The sequence below is a fragment of the Delftia sp. BGA-UO-ETr-SB1 genome, assembly GCF_059567865.1.
This window is the reverse complement of sequence record NZ_JCAQOW010000004.1, coordinates 1,285,929-1,300,800: the sequence shown is the minus strand read 5'-3', so window position 1 is coordinate 1,300,800 and position 14,872 is coordinate 1,285,929. Positions and strand designations below refer to the sequence as shown.

Below are 14,872 nucleotides of genomic sequence, written 5' to 3'. Positions count from 1 at the left end.
CGTCTCGGCGCTTTAGATGCTTCGCTGATTAACGCGTTGCGAGAGTGCTTGTGCAGACTCACGTCGCTCGCTGTAGCGGTCCACAAGGTAATCTGCACTGTCGCGGGTCAGCAGCGTGAACTTGACCAGCTCCTCCATCACATCGACCACCCGCTCATAGTAGGCAGAGTGCTTCATGCGACCGACTTCATCGAACTCCAAGAATGCCTTGGCCACCGACGACTGGTTGGGGATGGTGATCAGACGCATCCAGCGTCCCAGCACGCGCATCTGGTTGAGTGCGTTGAATGACTGCGAACCCCCACTGACCTGCATCACCGCCAGGGTCTTGCCTTGGGTCGGCCGCACAGCGCCCACGGCGAGCGGAATCCAGTCAATCTGGGCTTTGAGGATGCTGGTCATTGCGCCATGGCGCTCGGGTGAAGTCCACACCATGCCTTCGGACCACTGCACCAGATCGCGCAGTTCCTGGACCTTGGGATGGCTCTCCGGCGCATCGTCTGGCAGCGGCAGCCCACGTGGATCGAAGATCCGAGGCTCTGCCCCTAGTTTGCGAAGCAGCCGAGCAGCTTCCTCCGTCAGCAGTCGGCTGTAGGAGCGCTCACGGGCCGATCCATAAAGCAGCAAGATGCGAGGTGCATGCGTTGCGCGCTGGGCAGGCAGCAACCGAGTCAGGTCCGCAGTCTCGAAGGAGTGTTCGTCGAGGTTGGGTAAATCAGTGCTGTGCAACACGTTGTCCTTTCGCGTCGATGACGGCCTCTCCGTCTTCTTTGGTGAATGCGCCCAACTGAGGGCGGGGCAAAATGTCCAGCACGGCCTCAGACGGCCGGCACAGACGAGTACCCAGCGGCGTCACCACGATGGGTCGATTGATCAGAATTGGATGCTCAAGCATGAAGTCGATCAGCTGCTGGTCGGTCCACTTGGGATCGCTCAGACCGAGTTCATCGAACGGCGTGCCTTTTTGCCGCAGGACCTCGCGCACCGGCACGCCCATTTCGGCCAGCAAGCGCTCCAAGATGGGCCGATCAGGAGGCGTCTTGAGGTATTCGATGACCGTGGGCTCTTCGCCGCTGTTGCGGATCAAGGCCAGTACGTTGCGGGAGGTGCCGCAGGCGGGGTTGTGATAGATGGTGATAGTGCTCATACCGGCTCCAGGACAGAGGGGTGTGTTCAGGCAAAGATGCTCAGGCGCAATGCCAGGGCAGCCAAAGTGGCAAGCAGTACGGGTACGGTCAGCACCGAGCCAACCTTGAAGTAGTAGCCCCAGCTGATCGTGGTGCCCTTCTTTGCCAGCACATGCAGCCACAGCAGCGTGGCCAAGCTACCGATGGGGGTGATCTTGGGACCCAGGTCACAACCGATTACGTTGGCATAGACCATCGCCTCTTTAACGATGCCGCTGACACTGGAGGCGTCGATGGACAAAGCGCCCACCAGCACTGTCGGCATGTTGTTCATTACGGATGACAGCAAGGCAGACAGCAGTCCCGTGCCAATGGCTGCGCCCCATACACCGCCATGTGCAAAACGCTCCAGCATCGCAGCCAGATAGTCCGTCAGGCCTGCATTGCGCAGCCCGTAGACCACCAGATACATGCCCAGCGAGAAGATCACGATCTGCCAGGGGGCACCATGCAGCACCTTCTTGGTACTGATGACCGACCCACGGCCTGCCACGGCCAGCAAGATGACCGCGCCCGCTGCCGCTACGGCGCTCACAGGCACTCCCAATGGCTCCAGGCCAAAGAAGCCAATCAGCAGCAACGCAAGTACTACCCAGCCAGCGCGGAATGTAGCTGGGTCTTTGATGGCATCGGCTGGGCGCTTGAGCTGGCCAAGGTCGTAGGAGGCTGGAATATCCCGGCGAAAGAACAGCATCAGCATGGCCAAGCTGGCGAGCACCGAGACCATATTGACTGGCACCATGACAGAGGCGTACTCGTTGAAGCCGATCTTGAAGAAGTCGGCAGAGACGATGTTGACCAAGTTGGAGACGATCAGCGGCAGGCTGGCCGTGTCCGCAATGAAGCCTGCCGCCATCACAAAAGCCAAGGTCGTTGCCGGCGAAAAGCCCAGCGCCACGAGCATGGCCATGACGATGGGAGTGAGGATCAGCGCGGCCCCATCGTTGGCGAACAGTGCCGACACGGCGGCGCCCAGCAGCACGATAAAGGCAAACAGCTTGGAGCCTTTGCCGCCGCCCCAACGCGCGAAGTGCAGCGCTGCCCACTCGAAGAACCCGGCCTCATCCAGCAGCAAGCTGATGATGATCACCGCGACAAAGGTTGCGGTGGCGTTCCAGACGATGTGCCATACCACGGGAATGTCGGCCAGATGCACCACCCCCAGCAGCAAAGCGATACCGGCCCCCAAAGAGGCACTCCATCCAATACCCAGGCCTCGTGGTTGCCAGATGACCAAAACCAGGGTGAAAAAAAAGATCAGTACAGCCGAAAGCATCGTGATGGAGACCGTGGGTAAGTGATGGGTGTGCGTTGGCGAGGCAGTGGATCAGTGCGCGATCAGTTCGCGGGCTGAGCCCTGCAGTCGTGCCTTCTCCAGCTTGTCTGCGGGCAGATTCACCAGCAGCTCCAGACGGCGGCGAATCATGTGCATGGTCTGGCGGAAAGCTTCGAGCTTGGCGTCGTCATCAGCATCGCTTTCAGAAGGATCGGGGTAGCCCCAGTGCGCAGTAGCGGGGTGTCCGGGCCAGATGGGGCAGACTTCGCCTGCGGCGTTGTCGCAGACGGTGATGATCAGATCCATCTTCGGCGCATCGGCCACGGCAAACTCGTCCCAGCTCTTGCTGCGCAGGCCCTCTACGGACACGCCTGCGCGTTGCAGCACTTGCAAGCCCAGCGGGTTGGGCTGCTGGTTGGCTCGTGGGCTGCTTCCAGCCGAATAGGCCTTAAAGCGCCCCTGGCCCATATCGTTGAGCAAGGCTTCCGCCAGGATGCTGCGCGCCGAGTTGTGGGTGCACAGAAACAGAACATTCAAGGGTGTTGTAGTGTTGGTCATAAAGCCTCAGCAGCAAGACTTGGAGTGGGAAGTTTGGGGGTGGGGTGCACAGCATGAAGACGCAGTGGTTGTCGCCGCTGCGGCAGGACTGCAGCAGGCGCTGGCCTTGGGCGCCGACTGCGCCGCTTCATTGAACACAGGGATGTTTTCAAGGGAATGAAAGTGCTCCCAGGCGATGCCTTGGGGGTCGGTGATCCAGTGCTTGTCGCTGCGGGCGTAGCAGCAGGTGGTAGTGCCCTCATCCAGCAGTGCCATGTCCGCAGACTCGGCGCGCGCCTTGAGCTCTGCCAGCTCCACTGCTTCATCCACCTGGAAGCCAAGATGGTCCAGCCCAGGCTTGTTGCCCCGGGTCGAGATGGCGAAGTTCACCCGAGGTTCATCGAGCATCCACTTGGCGTAATCGGTTTCCACCCGGACAGGTTCTGCGCCAAAGAGCTGGGAGTAGAAGGTGATGTTCTTGGCCAGATCATCGACATGCATGTGGACGTGGAAGCGTTTCATCGTGTGCTCCGTTAGCAGTTGCAGGAAGAGGCATCTGCCGAAGTGCACACAGCGCCCTGGCAGCAGTTTTCGGTGAGGTAGGCCAAGAGGTCGTTCATCGCAGGGAACGCAGCCCGGTACAGCACGTTGCGTCCCTGACGTTCCTGGCTGACCAGCTCAGCATGGGACAACTCTTTGAGGTGGAAGGACAGTGCATTGGGAGCGATGCCCAACTGCTCGGCCAAGACACTGGGTGTCAGCCCTTCGGGGCCTGCGACCACCAGGGCGCGAAAAACGCGCAGGCGGGCTTCATGGGCCAGGGCGGAGAGAGAGCGGATGACTTGGGCTTCTTGCATCTGACAATAATACATCAAATGTTGAATAGTTGAATGAAGTTGAGAGAGTGACATCCGTGAAGGACTTCATTGCCGAGACTGACATTTCATAAGCACGCAAGTCAGCCGACGTCGATAATTCCCGCGTAGCCGGCGTGGAGCACCGGCAACGCGGCGACTTCGGTCAGTTGAGAAGTGCATTCTGTAGTCCCCTTTACTCGATGGGAGACCATCATGGGAACCACAGGCAACTTCATACATCGCGAGCCATGGAACAAGGGCAAGCTCGTCGGCCAAAAGGTGCCCTTCAAACTCAAGGAAATTTGGGCGCTGCGCGTTCGGCTCCAGATGGACGGCAGGGTTCGTGAACTCGCCCTGTTCAACCTCGGTATCGACAGCAAGCTGCGCGGCTGTGACCTCGTCGCACTCAAGGTTCGGGACGTGTGCCATGGCGATCAGGTGGCGACGCGCGCCATCGTCATGCAGCAGAAGACACGGCGACCGGTCCAGTTCGAGATCACCCAGGTAACGCGAGACGTATTACAGGTCTGGATCAAGCAGGCCCGCCTGAAGTCCGAGGACTTCCTGTTCCCCAGCCGGCTGCACGAGTCGCCTCATTTGGGCACCCGACAGTACGCTCGGATCCTCGGGCACTGGGTAGAGGAGCTCGGCCTGGACGGGGCAGAGTACGGCACGCACTCTGTGCGCAGAACAAAGGCAACGCTGATTTACCGGCGCACCAAAAATCTCAGGGCGGTTCAACTGCAAGGCCGACCCCGGTAACCCCCAATGAACGCCCGCCACCCAAAGCAAGGAGATGCGAGCGACCCGCAAGGGTCTGGGTACATTAGGGCGGTTATGGGAAGAGGTGGGAGATGTCTGTGAGAACGCTACGGGTCGTTGTGGTGGGTGGGGGCGTCATTGGGGCTGCGGTGGCGTGGTACTTGGTACGCGCCGGTGCACGGGTCACATTGTTCGAGCGGGGAGCAGTGCCCGCATGTGGAGCAACCCGCTGGTCCTATGGATGGGTGGGCACTGGCAGCACCTTACCTTCGGAGAATCCTGCGCGCTTCGCTCTGGTGCAAGCGGCCTTGCCCGAATTTTCGACGTTGCAAAAAGCACTGGGACCGTTGCCAGTGGCGGCGCGTGGCGCGCTGGTATGGCTGGAGTCGGAGACCGAAACGACTGCATTTGTCGCGGAGCAGCGGGCCGCGGGCGTCCGTATTGAGGAGATCGGGCGCGCTGCGGTGGAGGCCATGGAGCCTGGCCTGGCAAAGCCACCTGCGCTTGCGGCCTGGATGCCGGACGACTTCGCCGTGGAGCCCATCGAGCTGACGGCACAACTGCTTTCGGCAGCCCAGGCGCTGGGCGCCTGCGTACGGTATGGATGCCAGGTCGAGTCGGTGGAAACGCGGAACGGCCGCTGCACAGGGGTTCACACGCCGGCAGGCGCGGTGCCCGCCGACGTGGTCGTACTGGCCAACGCAGCGTCTGCGGGACAGTTGGCGGCGACAGCGGGAGTCAGACTGCAGATTGTGGAGAAGCCTGCCGTATTGCTGCAGTTCGCGAGCTCGCCATGCCCGATCAAACATATGCTCTATGGTCAGGGATTGGAACTTCGTCCATCACGCTCGGGAGGGTTGGTGTCTGCAGCAGAACTGCCGGATACCGGCAAAAACGGCCTCCCCGAGCTTGAGGCCCGGACAGCTTCGGCTATTGCTGAACTGATCAAGCCCCCACTGCAGCTGGCAACCGTCTCCGTGCGGTCAGCGATGAGGGCCATGACGCTCGATGGCGCGCCGCTGAGAGGGTTCGTGGACAGTGTTCCGAGTCTGTATGCGGTGGTTGCGCATCCTGGCGTGATCCTTGCGCCCCAGCTCGGGAGGCTTGCGGCGGGAGATATTCTCGCTAGCAGCTAGGAACGGCCAGGTGCGGACGTTCGCGTCTCGGGCTAGATGTGACAGACTCGTGGTTAGTTTTATGGCGTATTGAGGACTTCATGGAGATTCGTCGGTTCAGGCATGGTGATGAAGCTGCGTTGTTCCGTGTGTACTTCACGGCCATTCATGAGGTCGCCTCTCGCAACTACTCACCTGAGCAAGTAAAGGCATGGGCGCCGGCGGACCTCGACATGGACCTATGGGCGAACAAAGTTCAAGGAATCCGACCCTTCGTGGTCGAGCTCGACGGTGAAATCGTCGGCTATGCGGACGTTCAGCCGGACGGCTACGTCGACCACTTCTTCGTGTCAGGCACCCATCCGCGACAGGGAATTGGCACACTTCTGATGGCTCGTATCCATGAAGAGGCCAAGTCGCTTGGTCTGAGCGAGCTGACGTCGGACGTGAGCACGACTGCCGAGCCGTTCTTTGCTCTCCACGGGTTCAAGGTCGTCGAGCGACGACTACCAGTGCTTCGGGGTGTGACCGTCCAGAATTCCTTGATGCGCAAGGAGCTTCAGCGTGGCGGATGAGCGTCGGCTCGAGCAGTCCTGTGACCGGCAGAACGCTGGCCCGGAGCGGTCCTTCAGACACGGCTCTAGGAGAGAATTCGGTCCATGAAAACCTACGAAGGCTCATGTCACTGCGGCGCGTGTCGCTTCGAGGTTGAGCTTGATCTCGACCACGTGCGAAGTTGCAATTGTTCTGTGTGCACACGCCGAGGTGCACTGATTCACCGGGTTCCCAAAAAAGCGCTACGAATGCTGAGCTGCTTGGATAGTCTGAGCGTGTATGAATGGGGTACAAGGACGGGCAAGGACTACTTCTGTCCAAGTTGCGGAATCATGCCTTTTCGTGTCCCAAGCAACCCAACGGAAGACGAACTGGCTGAGGGCAAGCTTCCATTCGAGGGATGGGCCGTGAATGTACGTTGTCTACAGGCCGTAGATCTCACCGAGATACCGGTGGTTCTCATAGATGGTGCGAACCTCAATTGAAAAAGCGCCTCACGGGTTTCAATGCGCTCGCTTTCGGCCGCAACAGACGGTCGCCGCTACCATTTCCTCATGAAAACTTGTCCTTCAAGAATTCGACCTGCGTCTGTCACAGACGTGAGTGCAATGTTCAAAGTCAGAGCATCGGTTGGAGAAAACACGATGACTGTCGACGAGCTTTCAGCGATAGGCATCACGCCGGAAGCCATCGCCCTGGCCATCGAAAGCGGACCTTGCGCTTGGGTTTCGACCATCGAGGAGGAGGTTGTTGGCTTTGCGATGGTCGGCTTGGACGACGCGTGCCTGTTCGCACTGTTTGTGTTGCCTGAACATGAGGGGCGCGGTATAGGTACACGCCTGACCCAGACATGTGAAGCCGCATTGTTTGAGCGGCACCATGCCGCATGGCTCGAAACCGCCGCCTGCAGCCGCGCTGCGCGACTCTATCGTCACCTAGGATGGGGTAGTGAGGTAGATATTGGTGGCGGAGACATCCGACTGGAGAAACGACGACCATGACCGCTTTGGGTCGCAAGCTCCTGTTCGCCCGACGTAACAGCGGACATCTAACGCCCAATCCGCATGAACTCGAGGATAGCTGTCCGATGCACAACTGAAACCCGGCATTGGGTAGCCACCTGCGTCGATGCGCGGATGGCCGGTATGGGACGGTGACCGTGAGGAAGCGTTGCGGCTACGGGCGTTGGCAAGCGCAACGAAGCCGACACCGGCAGGTCCAGGAGGAACGACCGCGACGGGTCGCCAGCCGACTGCTTGCCGATAGAGGCCATCGTAGCGTGCGGCAGTTATGAGTTCAAATGCAACGCTCATAAATCACCGCAATGCATTCGTTGCCGCCCCGACAGAAGCGAGTTCCCCAGGTGTTCGCCCGTCAGGTGTGGGGGTATTGCGCAGGCTGTTCGCCAGCTTGGTCATGGCCTCAATGCCATCCTCCACTGCTGCCCGCTCGCCGTCCTGCAACGGGATCTCTTGAAGCATGCGGGATAGGTTGGCACTCGCCTCCAGCGCTTGAGCTTTGAACGATTCTTTGGGCAAGTAAAACGAGCACTTGGCGCAGGCCATGCGGTGCGGGCATTGGTCGAAGAAATCGTAGGTGCACAGCCCATGCCCAAGGTCGTAGTAGCGCCAGGGCTCTCCGCGTGCAGCACTCCCGTTGCACACCGCGTCCTTGTCGACGAGCACGGCAATGGTCCGCATATTGCGTGCGAAGTAGCCAGCCCGCTCGATCGCACCGGCCAGCTTCGTCGGCGTCACGGTGACGTAGTGACGGGTCGATTCAACTGATCGGTGCCCAAGCCATGCCTGAAGCTCGAAGAGGCTCAGTGGCTCCCTGGCGTTGTACAACTGGCTGGCGATCGTCGCACGGGCGCGATGACTGGTGATACGACCACGTGAGTCCTGGAGCGGCACGCCGGCTTTCCTGCACAGGAGCGGAATGACGGTCTGATTAAGATAGGCCAGCCCTACACGTCGGCCGCGGTGAACAAACAGGTAATCAACCAGGCCTCCAGTCTTGGTATCGGGCATACCTGGGTGCGGCAGACGTTGCTGTTCCCAAGCTTCGACCGCCAGTCCGACCACAGCGTCAACAGGTTTGGTGAAAGCGGTCGATGTCTTGTTGACCGGCACATCGAGCATACAGGTCGGTGCTGCGACAACGTCGCCCGTATGCTGTCGCCACCGGATGCAGCCCACCGGCAACCGCAAGAGTTCGTCGCGACGCAACCCAGCGAACAGCCAAAGCATTGCGACGGCCCGGACCATCGCAAGGGGGTAACGTGGCGGTTGCTTGGTACAGCCCTCATGACCAAGCGCAGGTTGCAGATCCTCGTCAGCCAGGTTGAGGCCGGCCCAAACCAGCTTCGCCCAAGCGTCGTCGGCAACCACCCGGGCGTTAGGACCAATGCTCGCGCCAATAGTGCGAGGCAATCCAAATGCCCGCACTGGATCGAAGCGCAGCGGAATCCACTCCCACTCCTGCACGTCACGGAAGAAGCTGCGAATGCTGCGCAAGTGTGCCGCCTTGGCGGCAGGCTTGAGAGAACAGCCCTGTTTGCCCAGGTACATACCTCCGGGATGCGACCACTGGCCAATCGTCATGCGGGCAACGGTCGCAACGTATTCGAGCGCCGTCGCACGGCTCCAGTCCGCGGGACTCTCGATTTCGGGATGCATCATCGCCAGCCATCGGCCGCACTTCAGGAGCGCGTAGTAGCTTGTGGCGATCGATGATGGGGCGCCCACCGAGGTCGCTCTCCAGCGCTCGCACCAGTCCAGCCAATGCGCAGAAACGTCACCGATCGCCCGATACTCACCCGCAGGGCGGCGACGGCCGTGACGGCGGTGATCGAGAGCATGATCGAGCAAGCCCATCCGCACCAGCGCGCCTGACAAGGTCGCTGCCCCGCCGCGAACGTATGCCGTTCCATTGACGGCAACGTGCTGCAGCGTGTTCAGGGTCAGATCTTCGAGACGCGCGCTGCGCTGCATTAGCAGCGCCATGCAGAGCGCATTCGAGACATCGGATCGATCGGTGAGACTGAAACCGACCTTTGTCATGTCGTCGAAAACGACGCTGAGTGCATGGTACACGGCCTCACGGCCGAACACCTTGATGGCCAACCGGTACTGAAAGTAGCGACCGATCTCCGCGAGTCGATCAAAGCCGCACAAGACATAAGCCACCGCAATGACGTACTGCCGGCAGTTGCCGCTGCCGCCATACCGCTCCTTGAAAGCGCCCTCGCTGCCGCACAGTACTTCGAGCCACTGATCGCTCGACCATCCCCAGTAGGCAAGGCTGAGACGGTCCATCTCGGCAACGACGATGTGAACGACCGCGTTGCGGGGTACATGGGCCGCATGCATCCAGTCGAGCATGGTGCAGAGAGGCGTTATCAAACGGTTCAGCGCCACACGGGATCCGGCTGGCCACTGGCGCTGATGAGTGGAAAAGCGCGTGCCCAGGATTTGGAGCGTTGCATACTCGATTGCGGAAAGGTCAGGCGTGCGATCCCACTCCGGAAAAGGTTCAAGCGGTATGGCATTCGCCGGTGCGGCGGTATGGGCCACCATGCTCATGACGCACTTCCTCGAAGCTGATGCAATCGTTCTTCGTGGACAGCCGCCATGCTGCGAGCGAACTTGTCCGCGAGATCCTGGGCACTCAAATGGATGTAGAGCAGCGTCGACTGAATGCTGCGATGACCGGCGAAGCTCGCGATCTCTTCGATGTCCCACCCGGTGCGGGCCAGATCGGTGAGGCACAGATGGCGAAAGCTGTGCGTCGTCAGCGTGGGTACCCCTGCGCACAACGCCAGCCTTCGGACGACCTTCGACCAGGTCCACTTGCTCATCGGTGCTGCGCGATTGCGAGTGGACTCCGACAGGAAAAGGGGCCCGCGCGAACTGCCCAAACGACGGCGCTCAGCGAGGTAGGCGAAGTAGAGATCGGCGCTCACTACCGAGTAGGGTACGACACGCTCCCGTTTGGTCTTGGTCGTCTCTGCGCGCACTCGAAGCAGGCGTCGTGCTGGATCGATGTCGCCGGTGGCCAGCGAACACAGTTCTTCCCGGCGCAACGCACAGTCGTATGCAAAAGCAAGCATCAAACGGTTGCGCACGGACTCGCTGGAGGCTGCGCTCAACAATGCGCGCCACTGCGTATCGTCCGGAATCCAGGGCAGCCTGCGTTGCACGGGGATCAGCCCTCGCTCTCCGACACCTCGACCGCCAACAACCGCACCGCGACGGCCACGGGCCACCGGATTCGTCGTCCTAACACCCTCTTCGATCAGATAGTCGTAGAACAACCGGACGATGGTGAGTCGATGACGTATTGAGGCGTTTGACAGACCTGTGACTAAGCCGGTGGTGCCTGCAGCGCTGGATTGTGGCTGAACCAACGCACGTGTGTAACTGGCAATCTGCGCCCGATCGGCGCTCGTCGCAGCGATGCCACTGCGACAGCAAAAACCGAGATAGTGGTCGAGGCCTCGGGCGTAGGCATTGACGGTGTTCGGAGCAAGCAACAGGTCGGCCTGCAATGACACCCATGCACGCGCGTGGGGGTCATTGCGGATGTTGCTCAGCGCGTGCCACGGTGGTACTGAAAGCATCGTGCGTTTCCTGTCCGAGATACACACGCTACTCCGATCAAACGCTGCCGTTAGCGGTGCATTCCACATAACTGATAAGCCCGTGCCATCGGGGTAAGCATGGGCCAGCCATGGTTCGAGTTCCGACATCTCCAGCACACCCATGGGCTCGTTGCGCTCTCCGCGAACTTCGCGCTTTATGGAGACATGAGCGACCGGATGATGAGCATCGCTGCAGGCTTAGGTCCCACGCAGGAGATCTACTCGATCGACGAGTCCTTCATCGGTGGGCTGGAGGGGATACGCGACTTGAGCCTTCGGGCCGCAGCCGTGCGGGAGCGCATCCTGCAGTGGGTGGGCATCCCATGCTGTGTGGGCATCGGCCCTACAAAAACGCTGGCGAAACTGGCAAACCAAATCGCCAAGGCTGCGGAGCGCAAGCCAGGCAGCTATCCCGGCGACCTGGCCAGGATCTGCAACCTTGCAGAACAGTCTCCGGAACGCCGGCAGCAGTTGTTGCGTGCGACCGCTGCAGCCGACGTGTGGGGGGTGGGCAGACGCATTGCTGCTGACCTGGCCGATGTCGGCGTGCTCTCGGCCTGGGATCTTGCGCAGCTTGACTTGGCCATGATCCGTCGACGCTGGAGCGTTACGTTGGAACGCACTGTGCGCGAGTTGCGAGGTCAAGCCTGCATTGAACTGGACCTAGCGCCGGCGCCCAAACAGACGATCGCTTGCACACGATCTTTCGGCCGGCCGGTGAGCGAGTTGCAGCCTTTGCTTGAGGCTGTGAGTGAGTATGCAACCCGCGCAGCTGAGAAGTTGCGAATGCAGGATGGTCTGGCCAGCCAGCTTCAGGTTTTCGCGCACACTTCGCCGCACCGGCCTGGGCCGCGCTTTAACCGTTCCATGGTAGTCCCGCTGCGACCCACAGCCGACACTCGACAACTCGTCTCGGCGGCCGTATGTGGTGCGCGCGCTATATTTGAGCCAGGCTATGACTTGGTTAAAGCCGGCGTAATTCTTCTTGACATCACTGGACCCGACGCAGTGCAACACGAACTACCGATTGAGGAAGCACCTTGTCGAGATCAAAGCAAATTGATGGGTGCAATTGATGCAATCAATAGCCGCTTTGGTAAGGGGACCGTGCATGTCGCAAGCACGGGCCAACAGCAACCAAATAAATCTTGGGATATGCGTCAAGAACGCCGCACTCCAAGATATACAACTGAAATTTCTGAAATCCCGTTGGTGCGTGCTTGATTATTCAACCAAGTTTTAAGGTTTTATTGCATTCTTCCACAATTTTTCCGTACTGAATGGTGCGAAAGTGAATGGCTTGATGCGAGGCATCGTAAAGATATTCTATTCTATTTTTTGCTTTATCTGCACTAGATATTTTACAATATCCGTTGAGTACTGCAGCAGTCCCAGAAGGAGTTGGCCAAGGTAAAACCTTCATCTTGCATCGAACATAGATATCATGCGCACTCGCGCCGTTTTCAGCATCTGTACATAGATCACTTCCTGCCGTATCGAACATGGAAAAGACGATTCTTTTACTTCCATTTCTTACATCACCAACTAACACAAAGGCAGGAAAGACTCCGCTTGCATCTCGTCTTACGGCGGCAAGTTCTTTGCTCCAAATTTTTGATAGTATTTCACGGTCTTCCTGGGTGGCTGTGGACTGAAACTCAACACTGTTGAAAACCGCCAATCGCATAGGCGCCCACTCAGCACTGCCAGCTGCAGCGCGCGCCGAAGGGGTGGAGCACATGGCAGAGACGGCTATAAGGGTTGCGAGTCTAAGAAACTTGTTGCTGGACATGAAATTTTTGGACGTTGTGACAAGAGTAGACCAAATTCGAGACTTTACAAGACCAAGCTCTAACGTTACGATGTGTCAACCGTTGGCATCAACAACGGACTTGGAGGCTAAGGTTCTCCTTAGCAGTGGAGCTATAGCTTCATGAAGTATACGTTCTGGGCTTTGTGCCGCACGGTTGCTTCCATATGATCACACTACGTTCTAGCTTGAGGAACCGATGCTTACGTACACCTACCGATTTTTTGCAGCCACACTTAAATTCTCTTGGAAAATTTTCATCATTATTGGTGGTTTGGTTTTTTCTTCCATAGGTAACGCGTTTACTGCTTTTATCTCGGATTCGCACGATGGTTTTGGTGACGAGACAGAGCCGGAACATCAAAAGCCGACTATCGTTGATAGAAACAGCGCAATGCAAGCATTTGGTTCCGGTGAATGTGGCGCAGCCGAAGTGGCTCAATACTGGAATTTTGAAGATAAACGCTGAAAGATCATCGACCAATCTTTCTGGCAATTTTTCCTCCACCGGCTTTTGAGCTTTGTGCCGCGCTGTTGGCCATGTGGCTACCACCTTTTATATCGTCTATGCCTGCGGTGATATTATAACCAATCCAGGTCATCATACTCGTCCAAATCACTGGGAGACCTATAAAGAGAAGTAGCAAGAGTATATTTAATATCATCCGCTTATATAGTTGTGGTTGCCCGGAACTAAATACTTGGGTGATTTCTTGCATGATGGCAGAACCTGAAAATCCAGGGTACATGGCCTCTATAAGCCGCGCATCAATCCATCGCGCAATAAACCACATCACAGCCCAGAATTTCACGGTAAAAATTGCCATCGCTCCGATGAGCATCATTTTTAGGTCGTAGCCGCTGAGAAAAACGATCAACGGCAGAAACGTATAAAGCGCCATTAATACCAAGGCCTGCACCATGGGCAGCGCGTTGAGCAGAGGAATCATGGCTAGAGAGGCATCCAGCGCTTTATTTGCCACGCCGAATGTGCTCGCCGCCCCGACGATGGACCTGCCGATATTGGTTGCAGTACCGTAGTCGTCTCCCATGATCCGATCTGGTGATACGAATGTGGGATTGGCCTTCTCAAACCCCAGCCGCGCAACGCTGTCCTTTGCTTCGTCCGCATTGGCGAAGGTCAGCGTGTTCTGAACCTTTTGGGTCAGGTTTTTCCAGGTGCTGGTGTTGTTGATCAGGCGATCGCGCAGGCCGGTCGACGCGGACTCCCACCATTGCGTGCATGTTGGTCGCCCCCAATCTGGGTTGACGTAGCCATGCTCTGGCGTGCCTTCAGGTGCCGGCGTCTGGATGTACTCCACGTCACGCGAGAAATCGATCGCCCAGCCTGGCACCGGGTTGTAGGAGCGCATGTTCGGATAGAAGCCTGCCTCGGTGCGGAAGAACTGGCTGCCGACCCAGTCCACGTCGGTCGGCCCGTAGCCGCTGCCCTCAGCCAGCAGGGCTTTGCCGGTCGGAGAAATCTTGCTCTTGTCCATGGCCAGGTACTGGCTGCGTGCGGGGATGAAGCACTCCGAGTAGAAGCGCTGCAGGTCATAGAGCAGGCCTGGATCTTCGATCGTCGCCATCCTGGCCATATCCTCGATCATGCGGAGGTCGCGGCCCGCGTTGCTCAAGCCAGCCCGGAAAGCGCCGTTGACCCCGGCGCTGATGGCCATGGTGGAGTACCACCACAGCGGCACATACGACAGGTTGCCGGCCTTGCTGAATGAGCCGTTGACGGCATCCGCCATGGCCGTGTCGTAACCCGACCTGGTGCCGCCCTTGAGCGAAACTGGCTGTGGTTCCGACCCATCGAAGCTACGAGCGGGCACATAGGTCATGTTGACGTTGTGCAGCGACGTGATGGGTGTGGTGGCAAAGCACATGGACATCACGAACAGGGCCGTGATGATCCGGGTCTGGACGGACTCCAGCAGAGACCTCACGCCTTCAAAGCCTTGGCCGCGGTCCTTGGCTTCATGCCATGTCCTAAAGACGATCAGCGCGAAGGGCAGGGCCACCAGGCCGGTGCCGACGATGATCTCGCCGATCAGGTTGGCGAACGCCCAACCGTACATGGTCGTAAAAAGCTCCAGATAGCTATCGAGCTGCATGATTCGCTCCGGGA

General features: G+C 58.7%; 17 protein-coding genes. 7 read left to right on the top strand and 10 right to left on the bottom strand.

Going from position 1 to position 14,872, the window contains the following annotated elements; translation table 11 throughout:
- Positions 1-12: 12 nt before the first annotated feature.
- Genes arsH through AC57B5_RS06365 form a run of 6 tightly spaced genes read right to left on the bottom strand, consistent with a single transcriptional unit; the run spans position 13 to position 3,857 of the window.
- On the bottom strand, positions 13-729 hold the full coding sequence (gene arsH / locus AC57B5_RS06390) for an arsenical resistance protein ArsH (protein WP_279214307.1): 717 nt from the start codon (positions 727-729) through the stop codon (positions 13-15).
- Complete coding sequence (gene arsC, locus AC57B5_RS06385) at positions 716-1,147, bottom strand: arsenate reductase (glutaredoxin) (RefSeq protein WP_496399032.1); 432 nt, start codon at positions 1,145-1,147, stop codon at positions 716-718. The genes arsH and arsC overlap by 14 nt, the downstream gene beginning before the upstream one ends.
- A 26-nt stretch (positions 1,148-1,173) precedes the next feature.
- Positions 1,174-2,463: an arsenic transporter gene (locus AC57B5_RS06380; protein WP_496399031.1), complete on the bottom strand. Its 1,290-nt coding sequence runs from the start codon at positions 2,461-2,463 to the stop codon at positions 1,174-1,176.
- 51 nt (positions 2,464-2,514) lie between these two features.
- Positions 2,515-3,021, bottom strand: a complete 507-nt coding sequence (locus AC57B5_RS06375; RefSeq protein WP_088167094.1) for an arsenate reductase ArsC — start codon at positions 3,019-3,021, stop codon at positions 2,515-2,517.
- Positions 3,022-3,027: 6 nt separating this feature from the next.
- A complete protein-coding gene (locus AC57B5_RS06370) occupies positions 3,028-3,522 on the bottom strand; it encodes an ArsI/CadI family heavy metal resistance metalloenzyme (protein WP_088167095.1) in 495 nt (164 codons plus the stop codon).
- Between the two features lie 11 nt (positions 3,523-3,533).
- Complete coding sequence (locus AC57B5_RS06365) at positions 3,534-3,857, bottom strand: ArsR/SmtB family transcription factor (protein ID WP_496399440.1); 324 nt, start codon at positions 3,855-3,857, stop codon at positions 3,534-3,536.
- A gap of 213 nt (positions 3,858-4,070) precedes the next feature.
- Here AC57B5_RS06365 and AC57B5_RS06360 point away from each other — a divergent pair, with 213 nt between their 5' ends.
- From AC57B5_RS06360 to AC57B5_RS06340, 5 genes are all read left to right on the top strand, one after another.
- Positions 4,071-4,619, top strand: coding sequence for a tyrosine-type recombinase/integrase (locus AC57B5_RS06360; protein ID WP_496399030.1), 549 nt, complete (start codon positions 4,071-4,073; stop codon positions 4,617-4,619).
- A gap of 92 nt (positions 4,620-4,711) precedes the next feature.
- Positions 4,712-5,755, top strand: a complete 1,044-nt coding sequence (locus tag AC57B5_RS06355; RefSeq protein ID WP_496399029.1) for an NAD(P)/FAD-dependent oxidoreductase — start codon at positions 4,712-4,714, stop codon at positions 5,753-5,755.
- Positions 5,756-5,835: 80 nt separating this feature from the next.
- Positions 5,836-6,309, top strand: coding sequence for a GNAT family N-acetyltransferase (locus AC57B5_RS06350; protein WP_496399028.1), 474 nt, complete (start codon positions 5,836-5,838; stop codon positions 6,307-6,309).
- A gap of 84 nt (positions 6,310-6,393) precedes the next feature.
- Positions 6,394-6,774 (top strand): GFA family protein, encoded by a 381-nt coding sequence (locus AC57B5_RS06345; RefSeq protein ID WP_496399027.1) that lies wholly within the window; start codon positions 6,394-6,396, stop codon positions 6,772-6,774.
- A 159-nt stretch (positions 6,775-6,933) separates the two neighbouring features.
- Complete coding sequence (locus tag AC57B5_RS06340) at positions 6,934-7,290, top strand: GNAT family N-acetyltransferase (protein ID WP_496399026.1); 357 nt, start codon at positions 6,934-6,936, stop codon at positions 7,288-7,290.
- A gap of 315 nt (positions 7,291-7,605) precedes the next feature.
- Here the strand turns inward: AC57B5_RS06340 and AC57B5_RS06335 are convergent, their stop codons facing one another.
- Together AC57B5_RS06335 and AC57B5_RS06330 are read right to left on the bottom strand one after the other, a co-directional pair.
- Positions 7,606-9,873 (bottom strand): tyrosine-type recombinase/integrase, encoded by a 2,268-nt coding sequence (locus AC57B5_RS06335; protein WP_496399025.1) that lies wholly within the window; start codon positions 9,871-9,873, stop codon positions 7,606-7,608.
- Positions 9,870-10,910 carry a tyrosine-type recombinase/integrase gene (locus AC57B5_RS06330; protein WP_034393654.1) on the bottom strand — a complete coding sequence of 347 codons (1,041 nt, stop codon included), beginning with the start codon at positions 10,908-10,910 and terminating at the stop codon, positions 9,870-9,872. Before AC57B5_RS06330 ends, AC57B5_RS06335 begins: the two co-directional genes overlap by 4 nt.
- A gap of 87 nt (positions 10,911-10,997) precedes the next feature.
- On the opposite strand from AC57B5_RS06330, the gene AC57B5_RS06325 reads away from it, so the two are divergent.
- Entirely contained in the window at positions 10,998-12,155 is a 1,158-nt protein-coding gene (locus tag AC57B5_RS06325; protein ID WP_496399439.1) for a Y-family DNA polymerase, read from the top strand.
- 4 nt (positions 12,156-12,159) lie between these two features.
- Here AC57B5_RS06325 and AC57B5_RS06320 read toward each other — a convergent pair whose 3' ends face one another.
- A complete protein-coding gene (locus AC57B5_RS06320) occupies positions 12,160-12,723 on the bottom strand; it encodes a hypothetical protein (RefSeq protein WP_496399024.1) in 564 nt (187 codons plus the stop codon).
- A 217-nt stretch (positions 12,724-12,940) separates the two neighbouring features.
- On the opposite strand from AC57B5_RS06320, the gene AC57B5_RS06315 reads away from it, so the two are divergent.
- Positions 12,941-13,210, top strand: a complete 270-nt coding sequence (locus AC57B5_RS06315) for a hypothetical protein (RefSeq protein ID WP_496399023.1) — start codon at positions 12,941-12,943, stop codon at positions 13,208-13,210.
- 4 nt (positions 13,211-13,214) lie between these two features.
- On the opposite strand, the gene AC57B5_RS06310 is transcribed toward AC57B5_RS06315, so the two are convergent.
- Complete coding sequence (locus tag AC57B5_RS06310; RefSeq protein ID WP_496399022.1) at positions 13,215-14,858, bottom strand: conjugal transfer protein TraG N-terminal domain-containing protein; 1,644 nt, start codon at positions 14,856-14,858, stop codon at positions 13,215-13,217.
- Between the last annotated feature and the right edge of the window lie 14 nt (positions 14,859-14,872).